Here is a 17,222-nt window from a genome sequence, read left to right as displayed (position 1 = left end):
ACGTTACCAGCTCAGTTGGTTGGCGGAGGGGGTCAGCTCGGCTGCGGTCTGGCCAGTGTGCAAAATACCCTGCACGCTCAGCTTCTCCAGGCTGGGATAGACGCTGAACAGGGTAGCCTCCAGCCCGGCGAGCTTGTCCGGCAGCGCGCAGGTGTAGGTATACATGGCGCCTATATCGGCGTGGCCAGCCTCATCGTGCTGGTGATCATCGTGGCCGTCGTCAGACTTTTGATGGTCATGGTCATGGTCATGGTCATGGTCTTTATTGGCCGCGTTGATTTCCTGCTGGGTCAGCTTGCAGCCCGCCGCCGGTGCGAAGCGAAACAGGGTGTCCGGTTGTTTGAGGCGATCCACCGCCCTGGCGTATTGCGCCTTCTCTTCATCGTTCTTTGCCGCGTGCTCGAAGCCCACCAGATCGGCGGCCGGAGCCTGAAATTCCAGCATCAGCTGGTTGCCATCAAGCACCAGATTGAGGTGGCCGTGACCGTGCTCGTGGGCACCGTGGCCATGGCCGTCGTGTTCGTCGTGATGTGCGTGCGCGCCAAAGGCCGCGGCGGCCAGCAACAGGGTAACTGCTTTCATTGTGAATCCTTTTAAAAAACAAATAATTCAGATGGATGGGAACAGGAAAGCAGTGCGGGGCGGAGCACGGATGGCATAGGCGTGAGCGACCTGGCGAGGAGGTACCGTCGGTATGATGTCGACAGGCTGCCCCCAGGTGGCGATGGGGGGAAGGAGTTGAATCAAAGGAGGGATAGCCTGATTGCCATCCAGATGGAGGGCGCAGATCAGGCAGTGGTGATCGTGTCCGGGCAGGGAGGCGTCAAGGGGGTGCTGGGCGAGGGCGGGTTGCAACCACAACCAGCCCAGCAGCAAGACCCAGATTATATGCTTGAAACGACCCATAGACCCTTACGGGAAGGGCGCCATCAGCGCCCTTCTCTCTGATATCAGAGATGGGACTGGATGAGCCCCATCACGGTTGCAATGTTGTTGGCATCGAGCTGGCCATCTTTGGCAAACAGCACCTTGCCATCTTTATTTACCAGGATGATGGCCGAACTTTCCGGCGCCAGATCCCAGGCATTGCGTGCCATGCCCTTGGCATCCAGCACGATGGCGGACCAGGGGAACTCTTTCTTGCTGTCTTCGGCACTGCTCTTCACAAAGCCCGAAGTGCCCCAGATGGCATCATTGCTATTGATGATGGTGACGGTCTGGTACTTGTCGTGGGGCAGCTTGGCGGCCTTGATCGCCTCGATCATGGGGGCGTTGAGCTCCTTGGCGCTGGAGCGGCCAGCGATGTGCTGGATCATGAATACTTTGCCGCTGAGCGCCTTGCTCTGCCACGGCTGATAGCCAATCTCCTTGCCATTGAGCACCAGCTCGCCCTTGTCACTGATATTGACCAGCGGCACCTGGCTCGCTTCCTTGATGTTGTGGGCAAAGGCCAGGCAGGGCAGCAGCGCCAGAGTAAGTACGAGATGTTTCATCCGGATGACACTCCATTTGTTATGTTATAACGAGTTGCTGGTTGAGGGAATGGGCGAGTTTCATCCTAAACTGATCGGATATGTTTAAAAAGTGTTAAATCAGATCGTGAGATGGATAGCCAGACGCCCCGCCAGTCAGGAGACTGGCTGGCAAGGGCGGCAAGAATGGCATGGCAGCAATAAAAATCAATGAATTGGCGGCTGGTCTGAGGTGTCAGGGTCAGTAGAGGGACTCGCTGATGAGGGGGATCCTGGCCATGGTCATCTGTTGGGCCAGCAGGGGGGAGCCGGTCAGCAAGACGTGGCGTTGATTGTTGATCACCACAATATCGCCGGGCACGCCGCTGTCCGCCGTGATGGCCAGCCAGGCGGGGGAGACGCTGCCGATGCTGATATTCGGGTAGATGATGCTGAGCACGTATTGCGGTGCCAGTTCGGCCAAGAGGCTCGCCATCAGCAGCGCCTTCTCGTCGCTGTCCGCCTTGTTCTCCTGCAGGGCCTGCAACGGCGGTGCGAAGTGATCCATCTGTTCCGGCCGGGTCGGGATGGCATTGAGCCACTCCTGCAGCAGATTGATGCTGGTGGCCAGATCCTTGGCGGCGAACTGCCGTGCCAGCGGCTTGAGATCGCTCTTGAAGTGATAAAAGAGTTGGGAGTAATCGGGGCGCACGCAAGGGAGCTTGCGGTTGGCCGGATGTACGCAAGGGATCACCCGCATCTGGTAGAACGCATCGTCCTGATACTGCTGGTAGGCTTGCCAGAACAGCAGCGACTCCACGCTGTCGTCGTGGACCGTGAAGGCCTGTTCCAGATTGCGAAACTTGGTGGCGGTCTCCGGACTGTTCTGGTTGATCAGGTTGATGCTGTTGTAGAGGCGCGGGCTGATGTAGGCATAGAGGGTCTCCAGCGGGTTGGTGAGGGAGGCGTCGAGCAGGTTCATATCGTGGCGACTGGCGGCCATCACCCGATCGTCCGTGGTCAGCTGGAAGTGTTTGAACTGGCCATCGCTCGATTGCCACTGCCAGCTCAGGTTGATCTCGCTGGCCTCGATGGCGCAGGTGCACAGGCTCAGGCTTAACAGCAGACCGGGTAGCGGCTTCATGGTGATGCTTCCTGCCGGGAACGATAATTAACAACTAGGTGAGCCGGCGGCGGTTTGAGGATGTTTCGTTTTGTGATCGGGATAACAGATTGATGCGCCTTTAAATTTAATTGTGAAATTAAGTCGCTCTGGAGGGGATATGAAGCTTTTGATGGTATGGCTATTTGGCTTGCTGAGCCTGCCGGCGCTGGCCGGGCCGGTGATTGTCAGCAAGGGTGGAGAGAAGATAGACGCCTTTGCCCTGCGGGATCAGCTGGCGCGGGAGCATGAGTGGCAGGAGTGGTTGCGCTTCCAGCAGGCCATCAAGTGGCTGGAGGTATTGCCGGTCAACTGCGAGCTGATGAGTCAGCAGGGAGGAGGGTATCGCTGCGGGGGGGACTACTATCGCCCCTACCAGCAAGATGGACGGGAAATATATATTCAGGGGAATCCTGGCGGAGAAATGTCCGGCCAGCCATCGTCACCATCCATAAAAAAGGCGCCATAAGGCGCCTTTTTATCGACCGGTACGCTTACTTGGCAGCGTAACGTTCGGCAGAGGTTTTGATCTCGGCTTCGGCTTCGGCCTTGTCGCCCCAGCCTTCTACCTTGACCCACTTGCCTGCTTCCAGCTCTTTGTAGCGCTCGAAGAAGTGCTGGATCTGGGCGCGCAGCAGCTCCGGCAGATCGTTCACATCCTGGATGTGGTCGTACTGCTTGGTCAGCTTGGAGTGCGGCACGGCAACGATCTTGGCATCTTCGCCAGATTCGTCGGTCATCTTCAGTACACCAACCGGGCGGCAGCGGATGACGGAGCCGGCCAGCAGCGGGTAGGGGGTCGGAACCAGTACGTCGACGGGGTCACCATCCAGGGAGAGGGTCGCGTTCACATAGCCGTAGTTGCACGGATAGAACATGGGGGTAGACATGAAGCGATCCACGAAAATTGCGCCGCTGTCCTTGTCGACTTCGTATTTGATCGGGTCGGCATTCTGCGGGATTTCGATGATGACGTAGATATCGTCGGGCAGGCTCTTGCCAGCCGGTACCAGGTTCAGGCTCATGATAATTCCTTGATTGTTAGTATCAGGTTTGCAGGCGGATATTATAGCGATGTGATGTTAAATGACCATCTTTCAACGGTCATTGGCCGCATGCCATTGATGGACTCGTTCGCCATGCGGCTTTGATACCCCCTTGATACAACAAAGTGGCGAGTTTTTCCTCGCCTGCCGTGGGTTTGCAGCGACAACATCAGGCACTCAGCAACCTGTCTCATAAAGCTCCAGCGGCAACCCATCGGGATCGGCAAAGAAGGTGAAACGCTTGCCGGTCAGCTCGTCCACCCGCACTGCCTCCACCTCGATGCCGTGGCGTTGCAGATGGGCAATGACCCTATCGATATCACCGACCCGAAAAGCGAGATGGCGCAGGCCGCAGGCTTCAGGTTGAGAAGGGCGAGCGGGGGGATTCGGGAAACTGAATAGCTCCAGCTGGCTGCCATCCGGCAGGGCCAGATCCAGCTTCCAGGATTGGCGGGCTTCGCGCAGGGTTTCGCAGATGATAGGCAGCCCCAGCACCTGGTGATAGAAGTGGCGCGAGCGCTCGTAATCGCTGGCGATGATGGCCACATGGTGGATGGCCTCAAACAGTGGCAAGGTCATGGTGACTCCTTGTCTGCGGGAATAAATAATCAACGGGCAGCCTGCGCTGCCCGTCTCGTCCTGTTAGTTGAAGAAGCCACCGAACCACTCGTCCAGCGTGCTGCGCGGTGAGGGGCTGCTGGCACAGCTGATCGGGGTGCCCAGAGTGGCGGTCTTGGCCGGCACCTGCAGGCTGCCCGGGCAGTTACTGGCAACATGGGCGCCGTTGGCGCGGGAGAAGTTGGCCCAGCTTACCCCTTCCGGAGTCTTCAGCCCCAGGCTGTTGACGCCGCGCTGGCTCATATAGCCACTGAACAGCTGCAGGGCACCGCTGGAGCCGGTCAGTCCCGCCGGAGTGTTGTCGTCGCGACCGACCCAGACGCTCACCAGCTCGTTGTTGTCCAGCCCGGCAAACCAGGAGTCGCGCAGCTCGTTGGTGGTACCTGTCTTGCCCGCCATGGTGGCACCGGGGAACCGGGCGCTGAGGGCCCGTGCCGTACCCTGGCTCACCGTCTTGGTCATGGCAAACAGGGTCAGCCAGCTTGCCTGGGGATCCGTCACCTGCTTGGCCCCCTCGTCATGGCGATAAATCAGGGTGCCATCACCCTTCACTACGGCACGGATAGCCGACAGCGGCTGGGTCAGCCCGCGGTTGGCGATGGGCAGGTACATCTGGTTCACCTCCAGCGGTGACAAGGCGACTGCCCCCAGCACCAGGGACGGATAGGGCTGGATCTCCTGCTCGACCCCCATCTTGTGCAGGGTGTCTACCACCTTCTCCAGCCCCACCTGCAGACCGAGATTGACGGTCGGCACGTTGAGGGAGCTGGCCAGCGCATCCATCAGCGGCACGCTTTGGCGGAACTTGCGATCGTAGTTTTGCGGTGTCCACAGCTGGCCATCCTGGCCGCGAATGCGGATCGGCTGATCCTTGAGCGGGGTCGCCAGGGTCAGTCCGTTGGAGAGACCGGTCAGGTAGACCGCCGGCTTGACCAGAGAGCCTATCTGGCGGCGGGCATCCAGCGCCCGGTTGAAGCCGGCGTAGCGGGGATCCCGGCCACCCACCAGTGCTACTACTTCCCCCTTGTGCCAGTCGGAGACCACCATGGCCGCCTCCAGCTTCTTCTTGCCCCGCTGTTTCTCGATCTGGGCCAGGCCTGATTCGACCGCCCGCTCGGCGGCGTGCTGGGCGATGGGGTCCAGGCTGGTGAAGATCTTGAGGCCGGACTGCTTGAGCAGATCTGAGCCGAAGCGGCTCTGGATCTCCCGCTTGAGCAGGCCCATGAAGGCCGGGGTGCGGCCATAGCTCATCTGGCCCCGGGCGATGATGCCAAGGGGTTGCTTGCTGGCCAGCTCATACTCGGCCTGGGTCAGGCTGCCGTGATCCATCAGGAGTTTCAGCACCAGGTCGCGGCGCGCCTTGGCCCGCTCCGGGAAGCGCCAGGGATCGTAATAGGAGGGGCCCTTCACCAGACCCACCAACAGGGCGACCTGATCGATATCCAGCTCGTTGACCGGAATGCCGAAGTAGAAGTAGGAAGCGAGCCCGAAGCCGTAGACCCCTTGCGAGAAGTTCTGCCCCAGATAGACCTCGTTGAGGTAGGACTCCAGGATCTCGTCCTTGCTGTAGCGATAGTCGATCAGCACTGCCATGTAGGCTTCCTGCAGCTTGCGCCACAGGCTGCGTTCACGGGTCAGGAAGAAGTTCTTGGCCAGCTGCTGGGTCAGGGTACTGCCCCCCTGCACGGTGCGACCCGCCACCAGGTTGGCAAACATGGCGCGCATGATGGCCACCGGCGAGACGCCGCCATGCTGGTAAAACTCACGGTCTTCCGTGGTGAGCAGGGTCACCAGCAGGCTGTCAGGCACCTCGGAGAGGCGTACCAGCAGGCGATCCTCCCGATCCTCGGTGTTGAGGCGATCGAGCAACACCGGGTCCATCTGGGCGTAGCCGAGCTGGCGCTGGTTCTCCAGCGACTGGATCTGCTCCAGACGGGGGCCGTTGAAGGAGAGGCGCAGGCCGCGAGCCCCGTCGGCGCCGTCATAAAACTCGAACGGGCGACGCACCAGCTCGATGCGATTGCCGTTGATGGTGTACTCGCCCGGGGTATGGGGCTGACGCACCCGCTTGTAGCTCAGCATGTTGAGCTCGCGCACCATCTGATCCCGCGACAGGCGCTGGCCCGGGTAGAGCTCCAGCGGCCGGCTGTAGACCATTACCGGCAGTTGCCACTTCTCGCCGTCAAACCGCTCGCGCACCTTGGTATCGAGATAGATACCGAAAACCACCATAAAGGCGGCCCCCACCAGGGAGAGCTTGAAGCCAAGCCAGAACAGCTTGCGCCAGATGGTGCGCTTGGGAGCCGCCGCCTTCTTGGGCGTGCGTTTGCGTCGTTGGGTTGCCATGAATCCTCTTTTACTTGTTATGTCGCCATTGCGGGGTCATGCCTCGCCGGCCTCTGTGGCCAAGCGGGCGTGCTCCCTGCCATGAACTGATCCTGCTCGCCGGGGCAACACTGGCTGCCCCGGCGCGTGGCCTGTCATCAGACCGACATTCGCGGGCTACTCCTGCAGCCCCATCTTTTTCTTGGTGACCCTGGTCGGCATCGCTTCCAGCGGATTGTCCGGCCAGTAGTGGCGTGGGTAGCGTCCCTTCATCTCTTTTTTCACCTGCTCGTAGGAGCCGGCCCAGAAGGCGGCGAGATCGGCGGTGATCTGCAGCGGCCGCTGGGCGGGGGAGAGCAGCTCCACCACCAGAGGCACCCGGCCATCGGCCACGCAGGGGGTGGCCGCTTGACCGAACATCTCCTGAATGCGCACCGGGATCACCGGGGCCTGACCCGGTTGATAACGGATCCTAACCCGGCTGCCGGTCGGCGCCGTGAAGTGGCTCGGTAGCGCCTCGTCCAGCCGTCTGGGCAGCGGCCAGGGCAGGGATTGGCGCAGGATCTCGGTCAGATTGAGCTTTTTGAGCTGCTCCAGCCGGGTCATGCCGCTTACCGCCGGCAGCAGCCACTGCTCAAGGGTCGCCAGCAGACTCTCCTCGTCCATGGCGGGCCAGGCTTCATCCGGCAGCCAGTCGCGGGCGCAGCGCAGACGAGCCAGCAGCCCTTCGCTCCCCTCGTCCCAGGGCAGCACGTGCAGCCCCTTGCGCCGGATCCCCTGCAGCAGGCAGCGCCCCTTCTGCTCATCGGAGAGCTCGGTGAGCGGCCGCTGGCTAAGCACCAGTTCGCCGATCACCTGCTGGCGTTCGGCCCGCACCCGCTCTTCCCGCTCGTCCCAGTCAAACCACTGGCGCTCGCTCACCAGTTCCGGCAACTGGCGCACCAGCTCCTCCAGCTCGACGGGTTCGGCGATGAAAATGCGGCTGCCGCGCTCGTTCTGCCCCATCTCGATGGCGATGAGTGCCCCTTGCCCCTGGCATGGATGACCTTCTACCAGATCGCAGCTCACCCCACCACTGAGTTGATAACGACTGGCGCTGCGCAGCTTGCCGATGCGATCCGGCCAGGCGAGGGCGCAGAGCAGCCCCAACCACTGGCCTTGCGCCTGTGAGGGCCTCGCGCCAAGCCGCTCGAACCAGCGAGCAGCACCTTGTCGCAGGGCCCCCTGACGGCGATGGAACAGCACGGAGAGGCGCTCCGATCCTCGCAGATCCTCTTCCAGCAGCGCCACCAGGAAAGCGGCATCGGCGACAATCCCTGTCAGACCCTCGCGCTCCAGCTCGCGGGCCCGCAGCAACATGCGGGCGAGGCGCGGGTGCGTACCGAATGCAGCCATGGCGCGGCCGGCCGGGGTGAGTTGCTGCTCGCCTTCCGCCTTCATGGCGCCGAGGGATACCAGCAGCCGCTGGGCGCTGGCCACGGCGGCGGCCGGGGGCTTGTCCAGCAGCGGCAGATCGTCAACCTTGGCGCCCCACTGGGCGGCATCCAGCAACAGACCGGTCAGCTCCTGGGTGAGGATGTCGGGCGGACTCTGTTCGGCGAGCCGCTCCTGCACCTCACTGCTCCAGAGCCGGTAGCAGACGCCCGGGCCAAGACGCCCGGCCCGTCCGGCCCGCTGGGTGGCGGAGGATCTGGCGATCGGCCGGGTCTCCAGCCGGGTGATGCCGCTTTTCAGATCGAACGAGGCCCGTCGCTCCAGCCCGCTGTCGATGACCACGGAGATCCCCTCGATGGTGAGGGAGGTCTCCGCCACGTTGGTGGTGAGCACCAGCTTGCGGCGACCCGCCGGTGCCGGTGCGATGGCCGCCTGCTGCGCCGCCATGTCGAGGCGACCGTAGAGGGGGGCGAGCAGCACCTCTTCCGGCAGGCGTTCGGCCAGCCATTGCGCCAGTCGCTCGATTTCACCCTGCCCGGGCAGGAACACCAGCAGGCTGCCATCGTGAGCCGCCAGTGCCTCCAGCACCACGGCGCCCACCTGGGGTTCCAGCCACTGCTGGCGATTGGCGGGGCGGTAGTGGTAGTCGATGGGAAAGCCGCGCCCCTCGGAGCGAATGACGGGGGCATCCGGCAGCAGGGCCTCGAGGGCCATGCCATCCAGGGTGGCGGACATCACCAGCAGTTTGAGATCATCCCGCAGCCCCTGCTGGCTCTCGATGGCAAAGGCCAGGGCGGTATCGGCATGGAGGCTGCGCTCGTGAAACTCGTCGAAGATGACCAGGGAGACGCCACTGAGCTCGGGATCCTGCTGCAGCATCCGAGTCAGTACCCCTTCGGTCACGATTTCGAGCCGGGTGGCGGCACTGGTGCGGCTCTCGCCGCGCACCCGCAGGCCGATGCGCTCGCCCACCTTCTCGCCGAGCTGGCGGGCGAGAAAGCTGGCGATATTGCGCGCTGCAAGGCGTCTGGGTTCCAGCATGATGATGCGACCTGGCAGCCGGTGCTGGCGTACCAGCTCCAGCGGCAGCAGGGTCGATTTGCCCGCGCCAGGGGGCGCCTGCAGGATCACGGAGGCATGCTGGTCGATGGCGGCAAACAGTGCGGGCAGCACCGACTCGATGGGAAGCTGGGACAAAGCGATGAAAACCTTCTGTGGCTCCTTCAAAACGGCGCTTATTCTGCCACAACCCCGGCCACTACCGTGAGCGCCTGTGACCGGGACGGACATAGCTCGGCCGGACGCCGAGACAGGCGCCGCCCCGCTGCCATAGAATGGCCCCTCCATGAACGAGAAAAAGGCATCTATCCGCGCAATGGCCAAACTCTTCTTTGCCCTGCCCGTCGAGGGACTTGCTTCCGAACTCATCGCCTGGCGTGATCGGTTGCCCTGGCCAGGCCAACCGGTTCCCGGGGAGAACCTTCACCTGACCCTGGCGTTTCTGGGGGAGGCGGACGAGGTGACCACCCGTCGCCTCATCGCCGCCGTGGATCGCCAGCACTGTCCGCCGCTTGCCATTCACCTGAACGAGACCGGCTGGTTTGGCCGGGCCAAGGCGGCCTGGATCGGCCCCAAAGAGTGGCCCAACGATCTCAACGTGCTGGCCCGGGCACTGCGCCGTCACGGCGAGAGGCTGCGTCTTGGCAATGGCGAGCAGGGTTATCGGCCCCATGTCACCCTGTCGCGCAAGGCGAGCGAGGCGCCGTCCACCCTGCCGGCACCGGATTTCGTGCTGCAGGCCGATCGCTTCTGCCTCTACCAGTCGGTTTCCACCCCGGATGGCGTGCGTTACGAGCCGCTCGCCTGCTGGCCGCTGCGCGCCCGGGTTAAAGAAGAAGAGAGAGGATGACCCATGATATTTGAACCGCCGCTGCAATCGGGCCAGCTGGTCGCCCGCTACAAGCGTTTCCTCACCGATGTGGCGCTGGATAACGGCGAGCAGATCACCATCCACTGCGCCAACACCGGCGCTATGACCGGCTGCGCCGAACCGGGCACCCGAGTCTGGTACTCTACTTCCGATAACCCCAAGCGCAAGTTGCCCCACAGCTGGGAAATTGCCGAGAGCCCGGCGGGGCACTTCATCTGCGTCAACACGGCCCGCGCCAACCAGATCGCCCGCGAGCTTATCGAGCAGGGGGCCATCGCGCCGCTGACCGGCTATGCCCGCCTGCGCACCGAGGTGAAATATGGCGAGGAGAACAGCCGCATCGATCTGTTGCTGGAAGATGATGAAAGGCCCAGTTGTTACATTGAAGTGAAGTCGGTGACCCTGCTGGACGAGCGGGAAGAGGCCGGCATGGGGTACTTCCCCGATGCGGTGACCGCCCGCGGCGCCAAGCACTTGCGTGAATTGATGGCCATGAAGGCGGCGGGGCACAGGGCCGTGCTGCTGTTTATGGTGTTGCACTCGGGAATAACCAGAATGAGGCCTGCAGCCCATATAGATCCGCACTATAGTCTGCTAATTGAGCAGTCAATTGCGGCAGGGGTTGAAATTTTATGCTATCGGCCCCATGTTGGGGTGCAAGGCACGGTGGCTCAAGGATTTATTCCGTTTGAAGCCAGCCACCTGCTACCCGAGGGGAGTTCATAAATATTGGAGTGGGTAACATAATTGGTACGGCTCGTTTGCTTACCCGTTACCCTTCTGCTATAGATGTCGCCCTCAATTTATGGATGGCACGGGTAGCGTGCTGAATTAGGAGACAGGGCATGCCAACAGGCGAAAACAGGAAATCTCTGGGCCCCCTGGCCATTGCGGGTGTCGCCCCTTACCAGGAAAAACCGGGTGAGGAGTACATGAATGACCAACAGAAGGCGCATTTTCGCAAGATCCTGGGTGCCTGGCGCAACCAACTGATGCAGGAAGTTGACCGCACCGTTGATCATATGAAGGACGAGGCTGCCAACTTCCCGGATCCCGTGGATCGTGCCGCGCAAGAGGAAGAGTTCGCTCTCGAATTGCGTACTCGCGATCGTGAACGCAAGCTGATCAAGAAGATCGAGAAGACCTTGCAGCTGCTTGAAGACGATGATTTCGGTTACTGCGAGCACTGCGGCATCGAGATCGGCATCCGTCGTCTGGAAGCCCGTCCGACCGCCGACCTCTGTGTCGACTGCAAGACGCTGGCCGAGATCAAGGAAAAGCAGATGGCCGGTTGATGGTGTCCGTCTGAACGATGAAAGGGAGCTTGCAGGCTCCCTTTTTTATTGAGCTTTTGGGTGGCGCCATCCAGAATGCAGCCTCAATGAGTTGTTTACCCGAATCGCCATGCCAGTGAATGCCCCTTTGTCATCCCAAACGCGCTCCTATGTCGGCCGCTTTGCCCCCTCTCCATCGGGGCCGCTCCATTTTGGCTCCCTGATTGCGGCCCTCGGCAGCTTTTTGCAGGCCAGGGCCCGGGGGGGGCGCTGGCTGGTGCGCATCGAAGACATAGATCCGCCGCGAGAGATGGCGGGAGCTGCCGACCTTATCCTGCAGACCCTTGAAGCGTATGGCCTCGAGTGGGATGGGGAAGTGATGTACCAGAGCCGGCGCCATGCCCGCTATGACGAGATCATCGACCAGCTCTATCGGGCCGGCGATCTCTACTGGTGCCGCTGTACCCGGCGCGAGATCATGGCCAGCGGCGGTTTTTACAACGGCCACTGCCGCGAGCTGGGCCTCTCGGTGACAGGGGGGGCGCAAGGCGTCGCTGCCCGCCTGCGCCAGCGTCACCCCGTCTATCACTTCGAGGATGGGTTGCAGGGACACATAGAGGTGCCTACTGCTCTGGCGGAGGAGGATTTCATCGTCCGGCGCCGGGATGGGCTTTATGCCTACAACCTGGCGGTGGTGGTGGATGACATGGACAGCGGCATTACCGAGATAGTGCGCGGCGCCGATCTGCTGGAGCCCACGGTGCGCCAGATTGCCCTCTACCAGACCCTGGGGGCCAGCGTGCCTGACTGGGTACATCTGCCGCTGGCGGTGCTGGCGGATGGCAACAAGCTCTCCAAGCAGAACCATGCCCCGGCACTGGCTCAAGATGAGGTGCGTCCGGCCCTGTGGCGGGCCCTGCACTTTCTCGGCCAGTGCCCGCCGCCCGAGCTGATGGCGAGTCCGGTGGCGGAGATGATCCGCTGGGCCGTGGCCAACTGGCGGCTCGCACGCGTCCCCTCCTGCCAGAAGATCCCGCTGGAGGCTGGCTGAGCGGGCCATTCGGTTTTTCATTTGATAAGTGCTGAGCTATGATAGGCCGCTATTTTTTGGCCTCCCGTCAATTTAGAAGTCATGAAGAGGTGTACCATTTTTTCCCAGATCGCAAACTTTTGCCGCAAGGTGCTCGGCAAGGAAGACGGCGAGCAGTCGGTGGAGTCCCCCATTCCGGCCCGTGTCGCTGGTCAACGTCGTACCTTGAGCCGTGATCAGCACCCGATTTCGCGCAAAGAGATCAGCGAAAATGCACTCAAGGTGCTCTATCGCCTGAACAAGGGAGGCTATGACGCCTACCTGGTCGGCGGCGGAGTCCGGGATCTGCTGCTCGGGAAGACGCCAAAGGATTTCGACATCGCCACCAATGCGACGCCGGAGCAGATCAAGGCACTGTTCAGCAACTGCCGCCTGATTGGCCGTCGCTTCCGCCTGGCCCACATCGTCTTTGGTCGTGACGTGATCGAAGTGGCCACCTTCCGGGGTCACCACCATCAGGTCAATACCAGCAAACATGTGTCGGCCCAGTCTGATGAAGGCATGCTGCTGCGTGACAACGTCTACGGCACCATCGAAGAGGATGCCGAGCGCCGCGACTTCACCGTCAACGCCCTCTACTACAGCGTCAAGGATTTCACCCTGCACGATTTCGAGGGCGGGCTGGAAGATCTGGCGGAGCGCAAGCTGGAGCTTATTGGCGATCCCGAGACCCGCTACCGCGAAGATCCGGTGCGGATGCTGCGCGCCGTGCGCTTTGCCGCCAAGCTGGATATGACCATCAGCCCGCGCACCGCTGCCCCCATCAAGGAGTTGGCGCCGTTGCTGCAGGATATTCCGGCCGCGCGTCTGTTCGAGGAGACCCTCAAGCTGTTCCTGGCCGGCGATGCGCTGGCTACCTACAAGCTGCTGCGCGAGTACGGCCTGTTCCAGCAACTGTTCCCTCAGGTGGCCGCGCTCTTTACCCCGCACGGCAACTCCCCTTATGAGCAGTTCATCGAGCAGGCGCTGATCGATACCGATACCCGGGTGCGTGAAGAGAAGCGGGTTACACCCGCCTTCCTTTATGCCACCCTGCTGTGGGGATGTGTCGAGGCCCGTGGTCGGGTGCTGGAGAACGAGAGCGGCCTGCCCTGGTATGACGCCTTCATGCTGGCGGTCAACGAGGTGCTGGACACCCAGGTGCGGATCATCGCCGTGCCCCGTCGTTTCACCACGGACGTGCGCGACATCTGGGCGCTGCAGCAGCGACTGACCCGCCGTCAGGGCCGCCACCCCGAGCGCACCATGGAGCACCCCAAGTTCCGTGCGGCGTTTGACTTCCTGTTGCTGCGCAACCGGGTCGAACGCGGCCTTGGCGAGCTCTCCAGCTGGTGGGAGCGCTATGTGGCCTCCAACCCGGACGTGCGCCCGCAGCTGCAGCGTGAAGCGACTCGCGGTGGCGATCGTGCCCCGGCTGGCGAAAAGCGCAATGGCAATGGCCGCAACCGCCGTCGTCCCCGCCGTCGCAAGCCGAAAGCCGCCGCCGAGTGACCACGGCCATGATGAGCGAGGTCTTCGTCGCCATCGGCTCCAACCTGGCCGATCCGCTCGGCCAGGCTCGCCGCGCCGTCTCGGCTCTGGCGGCATTGCCGGAGACAGAGCTGCAGCAGGCCTCGTCGTTTTACAGCAGCCGCCCCATGGGGCCGGCTGATCAGCCGGACTATGTCAATGCCGTGGCCCGGCTCACTACCCGGCTGGCGCCGCTGGCGCTGCTGGACCAACTACAAAAAATCGAGCTGGAACAAGGACGTGTGCGCAAAGATGAGCGCTGGGGGCCAAGAACCCTGGATCTCGATCTGCTGCTCTACGGCGATCGGGTGATCAATCACGAGCGCCTCATCGTTCCCCATTACGGCATGCAGGAGCGAGAGTTCGTGCTCTTGCCCCTGGCCGAGATCGCGCCCGCTCTGGTGCTGCCCTGCGGCACCCCGCTCGCCCAACTGGTTGCCCGCTGCCCGCGCAATGGTCTCGCCATCATTGCCTCCGGCGCAGACGAACAGGAGCCTTTATGAGCAAGATCACCACCGCCAGCCTGCTGAAGATGAAGCAGGATGGCCAGAAGTTCACTGCCATTACCGCCTATGATGCCACCTTCGCCAGGCTGTTCGACGACGAGGGGGCGCACGTCCTGCTCATCGGTGATTCGCTGGGCATGGTGCTGCAAGGGGGGCAGGATACCCTGGCGGTCAACATGGACGAGATGGTCTATCACACCCGCTGTGTCGCCCGTGGCGCCAGCCAGGCGCTGGTGGTGGCTGACATGCCGTTCATGAGCTATGCCACCCCGGAGCAGACCTACCAGAACGCCGCCCGTCTGATGGCAGCCGGTGCCCGCATGGTGAAGATGGAAGGGGGCGACTGGCTGTGCGACTCCATCCGCCACCTGACCCGCAACGGCGTGCCGGTGTGCGGCCACCTCGGCCTCACCCCGCAATCCGTCCATGTATTTGGTGGCTTCAAGGTACAGGGGCGTGACGAGTTCCAGGCCCAGGAGATCTACCGTCAGGCCCTCGAGTTGCAGGCGGCCGGCATCCAGCTGTTGGTGCTTGAGTGCGTGCCCACTGCGCTCGCCGAGCGCATTACCAAGGCGCTGCGCATCCCGGTGATCGGCATCGGTGCGGGCCCGGCTACCGACGGCCAGATCCTGGTGATGCACGACGCCTTTGGCATCACCTCCGGCTATGTGCCCAAGTTCACCAAGAACTTCCTGGCCGAAACCGGGGATGTGCGTGCCGCCGTCCGTCTCTATGTGCAGCAGGTGAGCGAGGGGAGTTTCCCCGGTCCGGAGCACTGCTTCAACTGACCGGATGTCGTATTGCCATGAGCGGGGGCCTGTGCCCCCGCTTCGCCATCTCTCTTTGGCTGATGTAACCCGTCTCTCTTTTGATTTGGAAGGTGAACTGCTGATGTTGGTCGTTAACAATCCCGTCGTTTTGCGTGAACAGATTAGCCAATGGCGTCGTGAAGGGCGTGCCATTGCATTCGTGCCCACCATGGGCAACCTACACCAGGGCCATCTGACCCTGGTGAAGGAGGCGCACGGCCACGCCGAGAAGGTGGTGGTCAGCATCTTCGTCAACCCGATGCAGTTCGACAAGGCCGAGGATCTCGCCAACTACCCGCGCACCCTGGAGCAGGACTGCGCCGCCCTGGAGGCCGCCGGTGTCGACATGGTATTCACGCCGACCCCGGAGATCATGTACCCGCAGGGGCTGGCGAGCCAGACCTTCGTCGAGGTGCCGGGCCTCTCCAGCCTGCTGGAAGGGGCGCTGCGCCCGGGCCACTTCCGCGGCGTCAGCACTGTGGTCACCAAGCTGTTCAACCTGGTACAGCCGGACGTGGCCTGCTTCGGCCAGAAGGATTACCAGCAGCTGGCGCTCATTCGCAAGATGGTGGCCGACATGGCGATGCCCATTGAGATCGTCGGCGTGCCCACGGTGCGGGCCGAAGACGGGCTGGCGCTCTCTTCGCGCAACGGTTATCTGACTGCCGCCGAGCGCGCCATCGCCCCCGAGCTGGCGCGCACCATGAACTGGATTGCCGAGCAGATCGAGGCGGGAGATAGCTATCTGCCCTCCCTGGTGGCCCAGGCCAGCCAGCGACTCGACAATGCCGGTTTTCGCACCGATGCCATCGATATTGTCGATGCCGACACTCTGGAGTCAGCCACCGATCAGAGCCGCCAGCTGGTGATCCTGATGGCGGCCTATCTCGGCAAGGCTCGCCTCATCGACAACCGCGTCGTCACGGTCAACTCTTGATCCCCTGACTTGAGCAAACCGGATATATAAAGAAGCCCGCAACTGCGGGCTTCTTTCATTCGGGGGCGAGGAGCTTATTCGGCGGAGATGGGGTAGCCGGCCCCTTTCCAGGCGAAGATACCGCCGGGTACCCGGTAGACTTGCTGATAGCCCTGGGTCACCGCCCAGGCTGCGGCGTTGTGGCTGCGGCCACATTTGACGAAGCCGCAGTAGATCACCACGGGGCGGGACTTGTCTTCACCCAGCAGGGCCTGGAACTGTTCGGGAGTGCCGTTGCCTTCCACGATTTCGCTCCAGTCGTCGCCAGACTTGGCCTCCTTCACGAAGACGAAGTTCTTGGCACCCGGGATGTGCTCCTTCTTGAAGGAGTCTTCATAGGGCATGGTATCGATGATCACCAGTTCTTCACCCTTATCCATCCGGGTCTTCAGCTCGGCCACGGTCAGCAGCTGGTAGCCCCCTTGCTGGGTCTCCTGGGAGAGCTGCACTGCGGCTTGCTCCAGCTTGACCTCCTGCTCGAACTGGTTGTCGCCGCAGCCGGCGAGGGCGAAGCTGGCGGCAATGACGGAAGCCAGCAGGGTACGGGATCGCAATGTCATCATGTGACTACTCCTTGATAGCAGGAAAAACGGGGCGGGAGGTACGCAACAGGGCGCCCGCAAGCGTCAGCAGCAGCAGATCCCGCAGGATGGCTTCCGGCAGCGAACTGAGATCCGCCTTGCCAAGACAGCCGCAAGAGATATCGAGCCCGATGGCGATGCCGTAACCCAGCACGGGGATAAACAGGGCAAGCAGGGCGATCACCAGCCAGAGTCCCCAGCGGCGATTGGCTATCACCGCGAGCCCGGCGCACAGCTCCAGGGCGATCAGGCCCCAGGCGGCGGGCAGGATGAGCGGCGACCAGATCAACCCGAAGGCCGCGATCTGTTCGGCGAACAGGGCAGGGGACGCAAGCTTGAAACCCGCCGAGGCGATGAAAAATCCCCCCAGGGCCAGGTTGGCCAGCATGCGCACATAGGCAGGCATAGGGTACCTCTTTATAGAGAGGCTGGAATTGTAACAATTCCCGATTGAGCCGCAATGAGTTTGACGGTATCCGGGCGACCAATTTCCGTTTTTGCCGGACGGGGC

Annotated in this window: 19 protein-coding genes; 9 read left to right on the top strand and 10 right to left on the bottom strand. The window is 62.3% G+C overall.

Features of this window, described 5'->3' with window-relative positions; genetic code table 11:
* Positions 1 to 3: 3 nt before the first annotated feature.
* The 4 genes from ACB034_RS10360 to ACB034_RS10345 all read right to left on the bottom strand — a co-directional run bounded on the left by ACB034_RS10360 (position 4) and on the right by ACB034_RS10345 (position 2,595).
* Positions 4 to 582: a DUF2796 domain-containing protein gene (locus ACB034_RS10360; protein ID WP_371172776.1), complete on the bottom strand. Its 579-nt coding sequence runs from the start codon at positions 580 to 582 to the stop codon at positions 4 to 6.
* A 27-nt stretch (positions 583 to 609) separates the two neighbouring features.
* Complete coding sequence (locus ACB034_RS10355; protein WP_371172775.1) at positions 610 to 906, bottom strand: hypothetical protein; 297 nt, start codon at positions 904 to 906, stop codon at positions 610 to 612.
* A gap of 44 nt (positions 907 to 950) precedes the next feature.
* Complete coding sequence (locus ACB034_RS10350; RefSeq protein ID WP_026458078.1) at positions 951 to 1,493, bottom strand: YtfJ family protein; 543 nt, start codon at positions 1,491 to 1,493, stop codon at positions 951 to 953.
* Positions 1,494 to 1,713: 220 nt separating this feature from the next.
* Complete coding sequence (locus tag ACB034_RS10345; protein ID WP_026458079.1) at positions 1,714 to 2,595, bottom strand: hypothetical protein; 882 nt, start codon at positions 2,593 to 2,595, stop codon at positions 1,714 to 1,716.
* A gap of 139 nt (positions 2,596 to 2,734) precedes the next feature.
* On the opposite strand from ACB034_RS10345, the gene ACB034_RS10340 reads away from it, so the two are divergent.
* Positions 2,735 to 3,082 (top strand): hypothetical protein, encoded by a 348-nt coding sequence (locus ACB034_RS10340; RefSeq protein WP_061476151.1) that lies wholly within the window; start codon positions 2,735 to 2,737, stop codon positions 3,080 to 3,082.
* A gap of 25 nt (positions 3,083 to 3,107) precedes the next feature.
* Here ACB034_RS10340 and ppa read toward each other — a convergent pair whose 3' ends face one another.
* The 4 genes from ppa to hrpB form a co-directional block, all read right to left on the bottom strand.
* Positions 3,108 to 3,638 (bottom strand): inorganic diphosphatase, encoded by a 531-nt coding sequence (gene ppa / locus ACB034_RS10335; RefSeq protein WP_042071210.1) that lies wholly within the window; start codon positions 3,636 to 3,638, stop codon positions 3,108 to 3,110.
* Between the two features lie 198 nt (positions 3,639 to 3,836).
* The gene (locus ACB034_RS10330; RefSeq protein ID WP_216993735.1) at positions 3,837 to 4,238 is read right to left on the bottom strand and encodes a VOC family protein; all 402 of its coding nucleotides are present in this window, start codon (positions 4,236 to 4,238) and stop codon (positions 3,837 to 3,839) included.
* A 63-nt stretch (positions 4,239 to 4,301) separates the two neighbouring features.
* On the bottom strand, positions 4,302 to 6,623 hold the full coding sequence (mrcB, locus tag ACB034_RS10325; RefSeq protein ID WP_042071216.1) for a penicillin-binding protein 1B: 2,322 nt from the start codon (positions 6,621 to 6,623) through the stop codon (positions 4,302 to 4,304).
* Between the two features lie 156 nt (positions 6,624 to 6,779).
* Complete coding sequence (hrpB, locus tag ACB034_RS10320; protein ID WP_371172774.1) at positions 6,780 to 9,233, bottom strand: ATP-dependent helicase HrpB; 2,454 nt, start codon at positions 9,231 to 9,233, stop codon at positions 6,780 to 6,782.
* Positions 9,234 to 9,411: 178 nt separating this feature from the next.
* Here hrpB and thpR point away from each other — a divergent pair, with 178 nt between their 5' ends.
* From thpR to panC, 8 genes are all read left to right on the top strand, one after another.
* Positions 9,412 to 9,945 carry an RNA 2',3'-cyclic phosphodiesterase gene (thpR, locus tag ACB034_RS10315; protein WP_371172865.1) on the top strand — a complete coding sequence of 178 codons (534 nt, stop codon included), beginning with the start codon at positions 9,412 to 9,414 and terminating at the stop codon, positions 9,943 to 9,945.
* A 3-nt stretch (positions 9,946 to 9,948) separates the two neighbouring features.
* The gene (sfsA, locus tag ACB034_RS10310; RefSeq protein WP_371172773.1) at positions 9,949 to 10,692 is read left to right on the top strand and encodes a DNA/RNA nuclease SfsA; all 744 of its coding nucleotides are present in this window, start codon (positions 9,949 to 9,951) and stop codon (positions 10,690 to 10,692) included.
* A 119-nt stretch (positions 10,693 to 10,811) separates the two neighbouring features.
* Positions 10,812 to 11,261: an RNA polymerase-binding protein DksA gene (gene dksA, locus ACB034_RS10305; protein WP_005335644.1), complete on the top strand. Its 450-nt coding sequence runs from the start codon at positions 10,812 to 10,814 to the stop codon at positions 11,259 to 11,261.
* A gap of 109 nt (positions 11,262 to 11,370) precedes the next feature.
* The gene (gluQRS, locus tag ACB034_RS10300; protein ID WP_371172772.1) at positions 11,371 to 12,291 is read left to right on the top strand and encodes a tRNA glutamyl-Q(34) synthetase GluQRS; all 921 of its coding nucleotides are present in this window, start codon (positions 11,371 to 11,373) and stop codon (positions 12,289 to 12,291) included.
* An 81-nt stretch (positions 12,292 to 12,372) separates the two neighbouring features.
* Positions 12,373 to 13,821 carry a polynucleotide adenylyltransferase PcnB gene (pcnB, locus tag ACB034_RS10295; protein ID WP_371172771.1) on the top strand — a complete coding sequence of 483 codons (1,449 nt, stop codon included), beginning with the start codon at positions 12,373 to 12,375 and terminating at the stop codon, positions 13,819 to 13,821.
* Between the two features lie 11 nt (positions 13,822 to 13,832).
* On the top strand, positions 13,833 to 14,342 hold the full coding sequence (gene folK, locus ACB034_RS10290; RefSeq protein ID WP_026458410.1) for a 2-amino-4-hydroxy-6-hydroxymethyldihydropteridine diphosphokinase: 510 nt from the start codon (positions 13,833 to 13,835) through the stop codon (positions 14,340 to 14,342).
* Positions 14,339 to 15,133, top strand: coding sequence for a 3-methyl-2-oxobutanoate hydroxymethyltransferase (gene panB, locus ACB034_RS10285; RefSeq protein WP_061476138.1), 795 nt, complete (start codon positions 14,339 to 14,341; stop codon positions 15,131 to 15,133). The genes folK and panB overlap by 4 nt, the downstream gene beginning before the upstream one ends.
* Positions 15,134 to 15,236: 103 nt before the next feature.
* Positions 15,237 to 16,091, top strand: a complete 855-nt coding sequence (gene panC / locus ACB034_RS10280; RefSeq protein ID WP_342018152.1) for a pantoate--beta-alanine ligase — start codon at positions 15,237 to 15,239, stop codon at positions 16,089 to 16,091.
* Between the two features lie 74 nt (positions 16,092 to 16,165).
* Here panC and ACB034_RS10275 read toward each other — a convergent pair whose 3' ends face one another.
* Together ACB034_RS10275 and ACB034_RS10270 are read right to left on the bottom strand one after the other, a co-directional pair.
* Positions 16,166 to 16,693 (bottom strand): rhodanese-like domain-containing protein, encoded by a 528-nt coding sequence (locus ACB034_RS10275; protein ID WP_371172770.1) that lies wholly within the window; start codon positions 16,691 to 16,693, stop codon positions 16,166 to 16,168.
* 4 nt (positions 16,694 to 16,697) lie between these two features.
* Positions 16,698 to 17,117 (bottom strand): MauE/DoxX family redox-associated membrane protein, encoded by a 420-nt coding sequence (locus ACB034_RS10270; protein WP_042026932.1) that lies wholly within the window; start codon positions 17,115 to 17,117, stop codon positions 16,698 to 16,700.
* Between the last annotated feature and the right edge of the window lie 105 nt (positions 17,118 to 17,222).

Source organism: Aeromonas sp. S18(2024) (assembly GCF_041402525.1).
Classification (GTDB): domain Bacteria; phylum Pseudomonadota; class Gammaproteobacteria; order Enterobacterales; family Aeromonadaceae; genus Aeromonas; species Aeromonas enteropelogenes.
The sequence above is the reverse complement of the archived record's forward strand: the minus strand, read 5'-3'. Positions and strand labels throughout refer to the sequence as shown.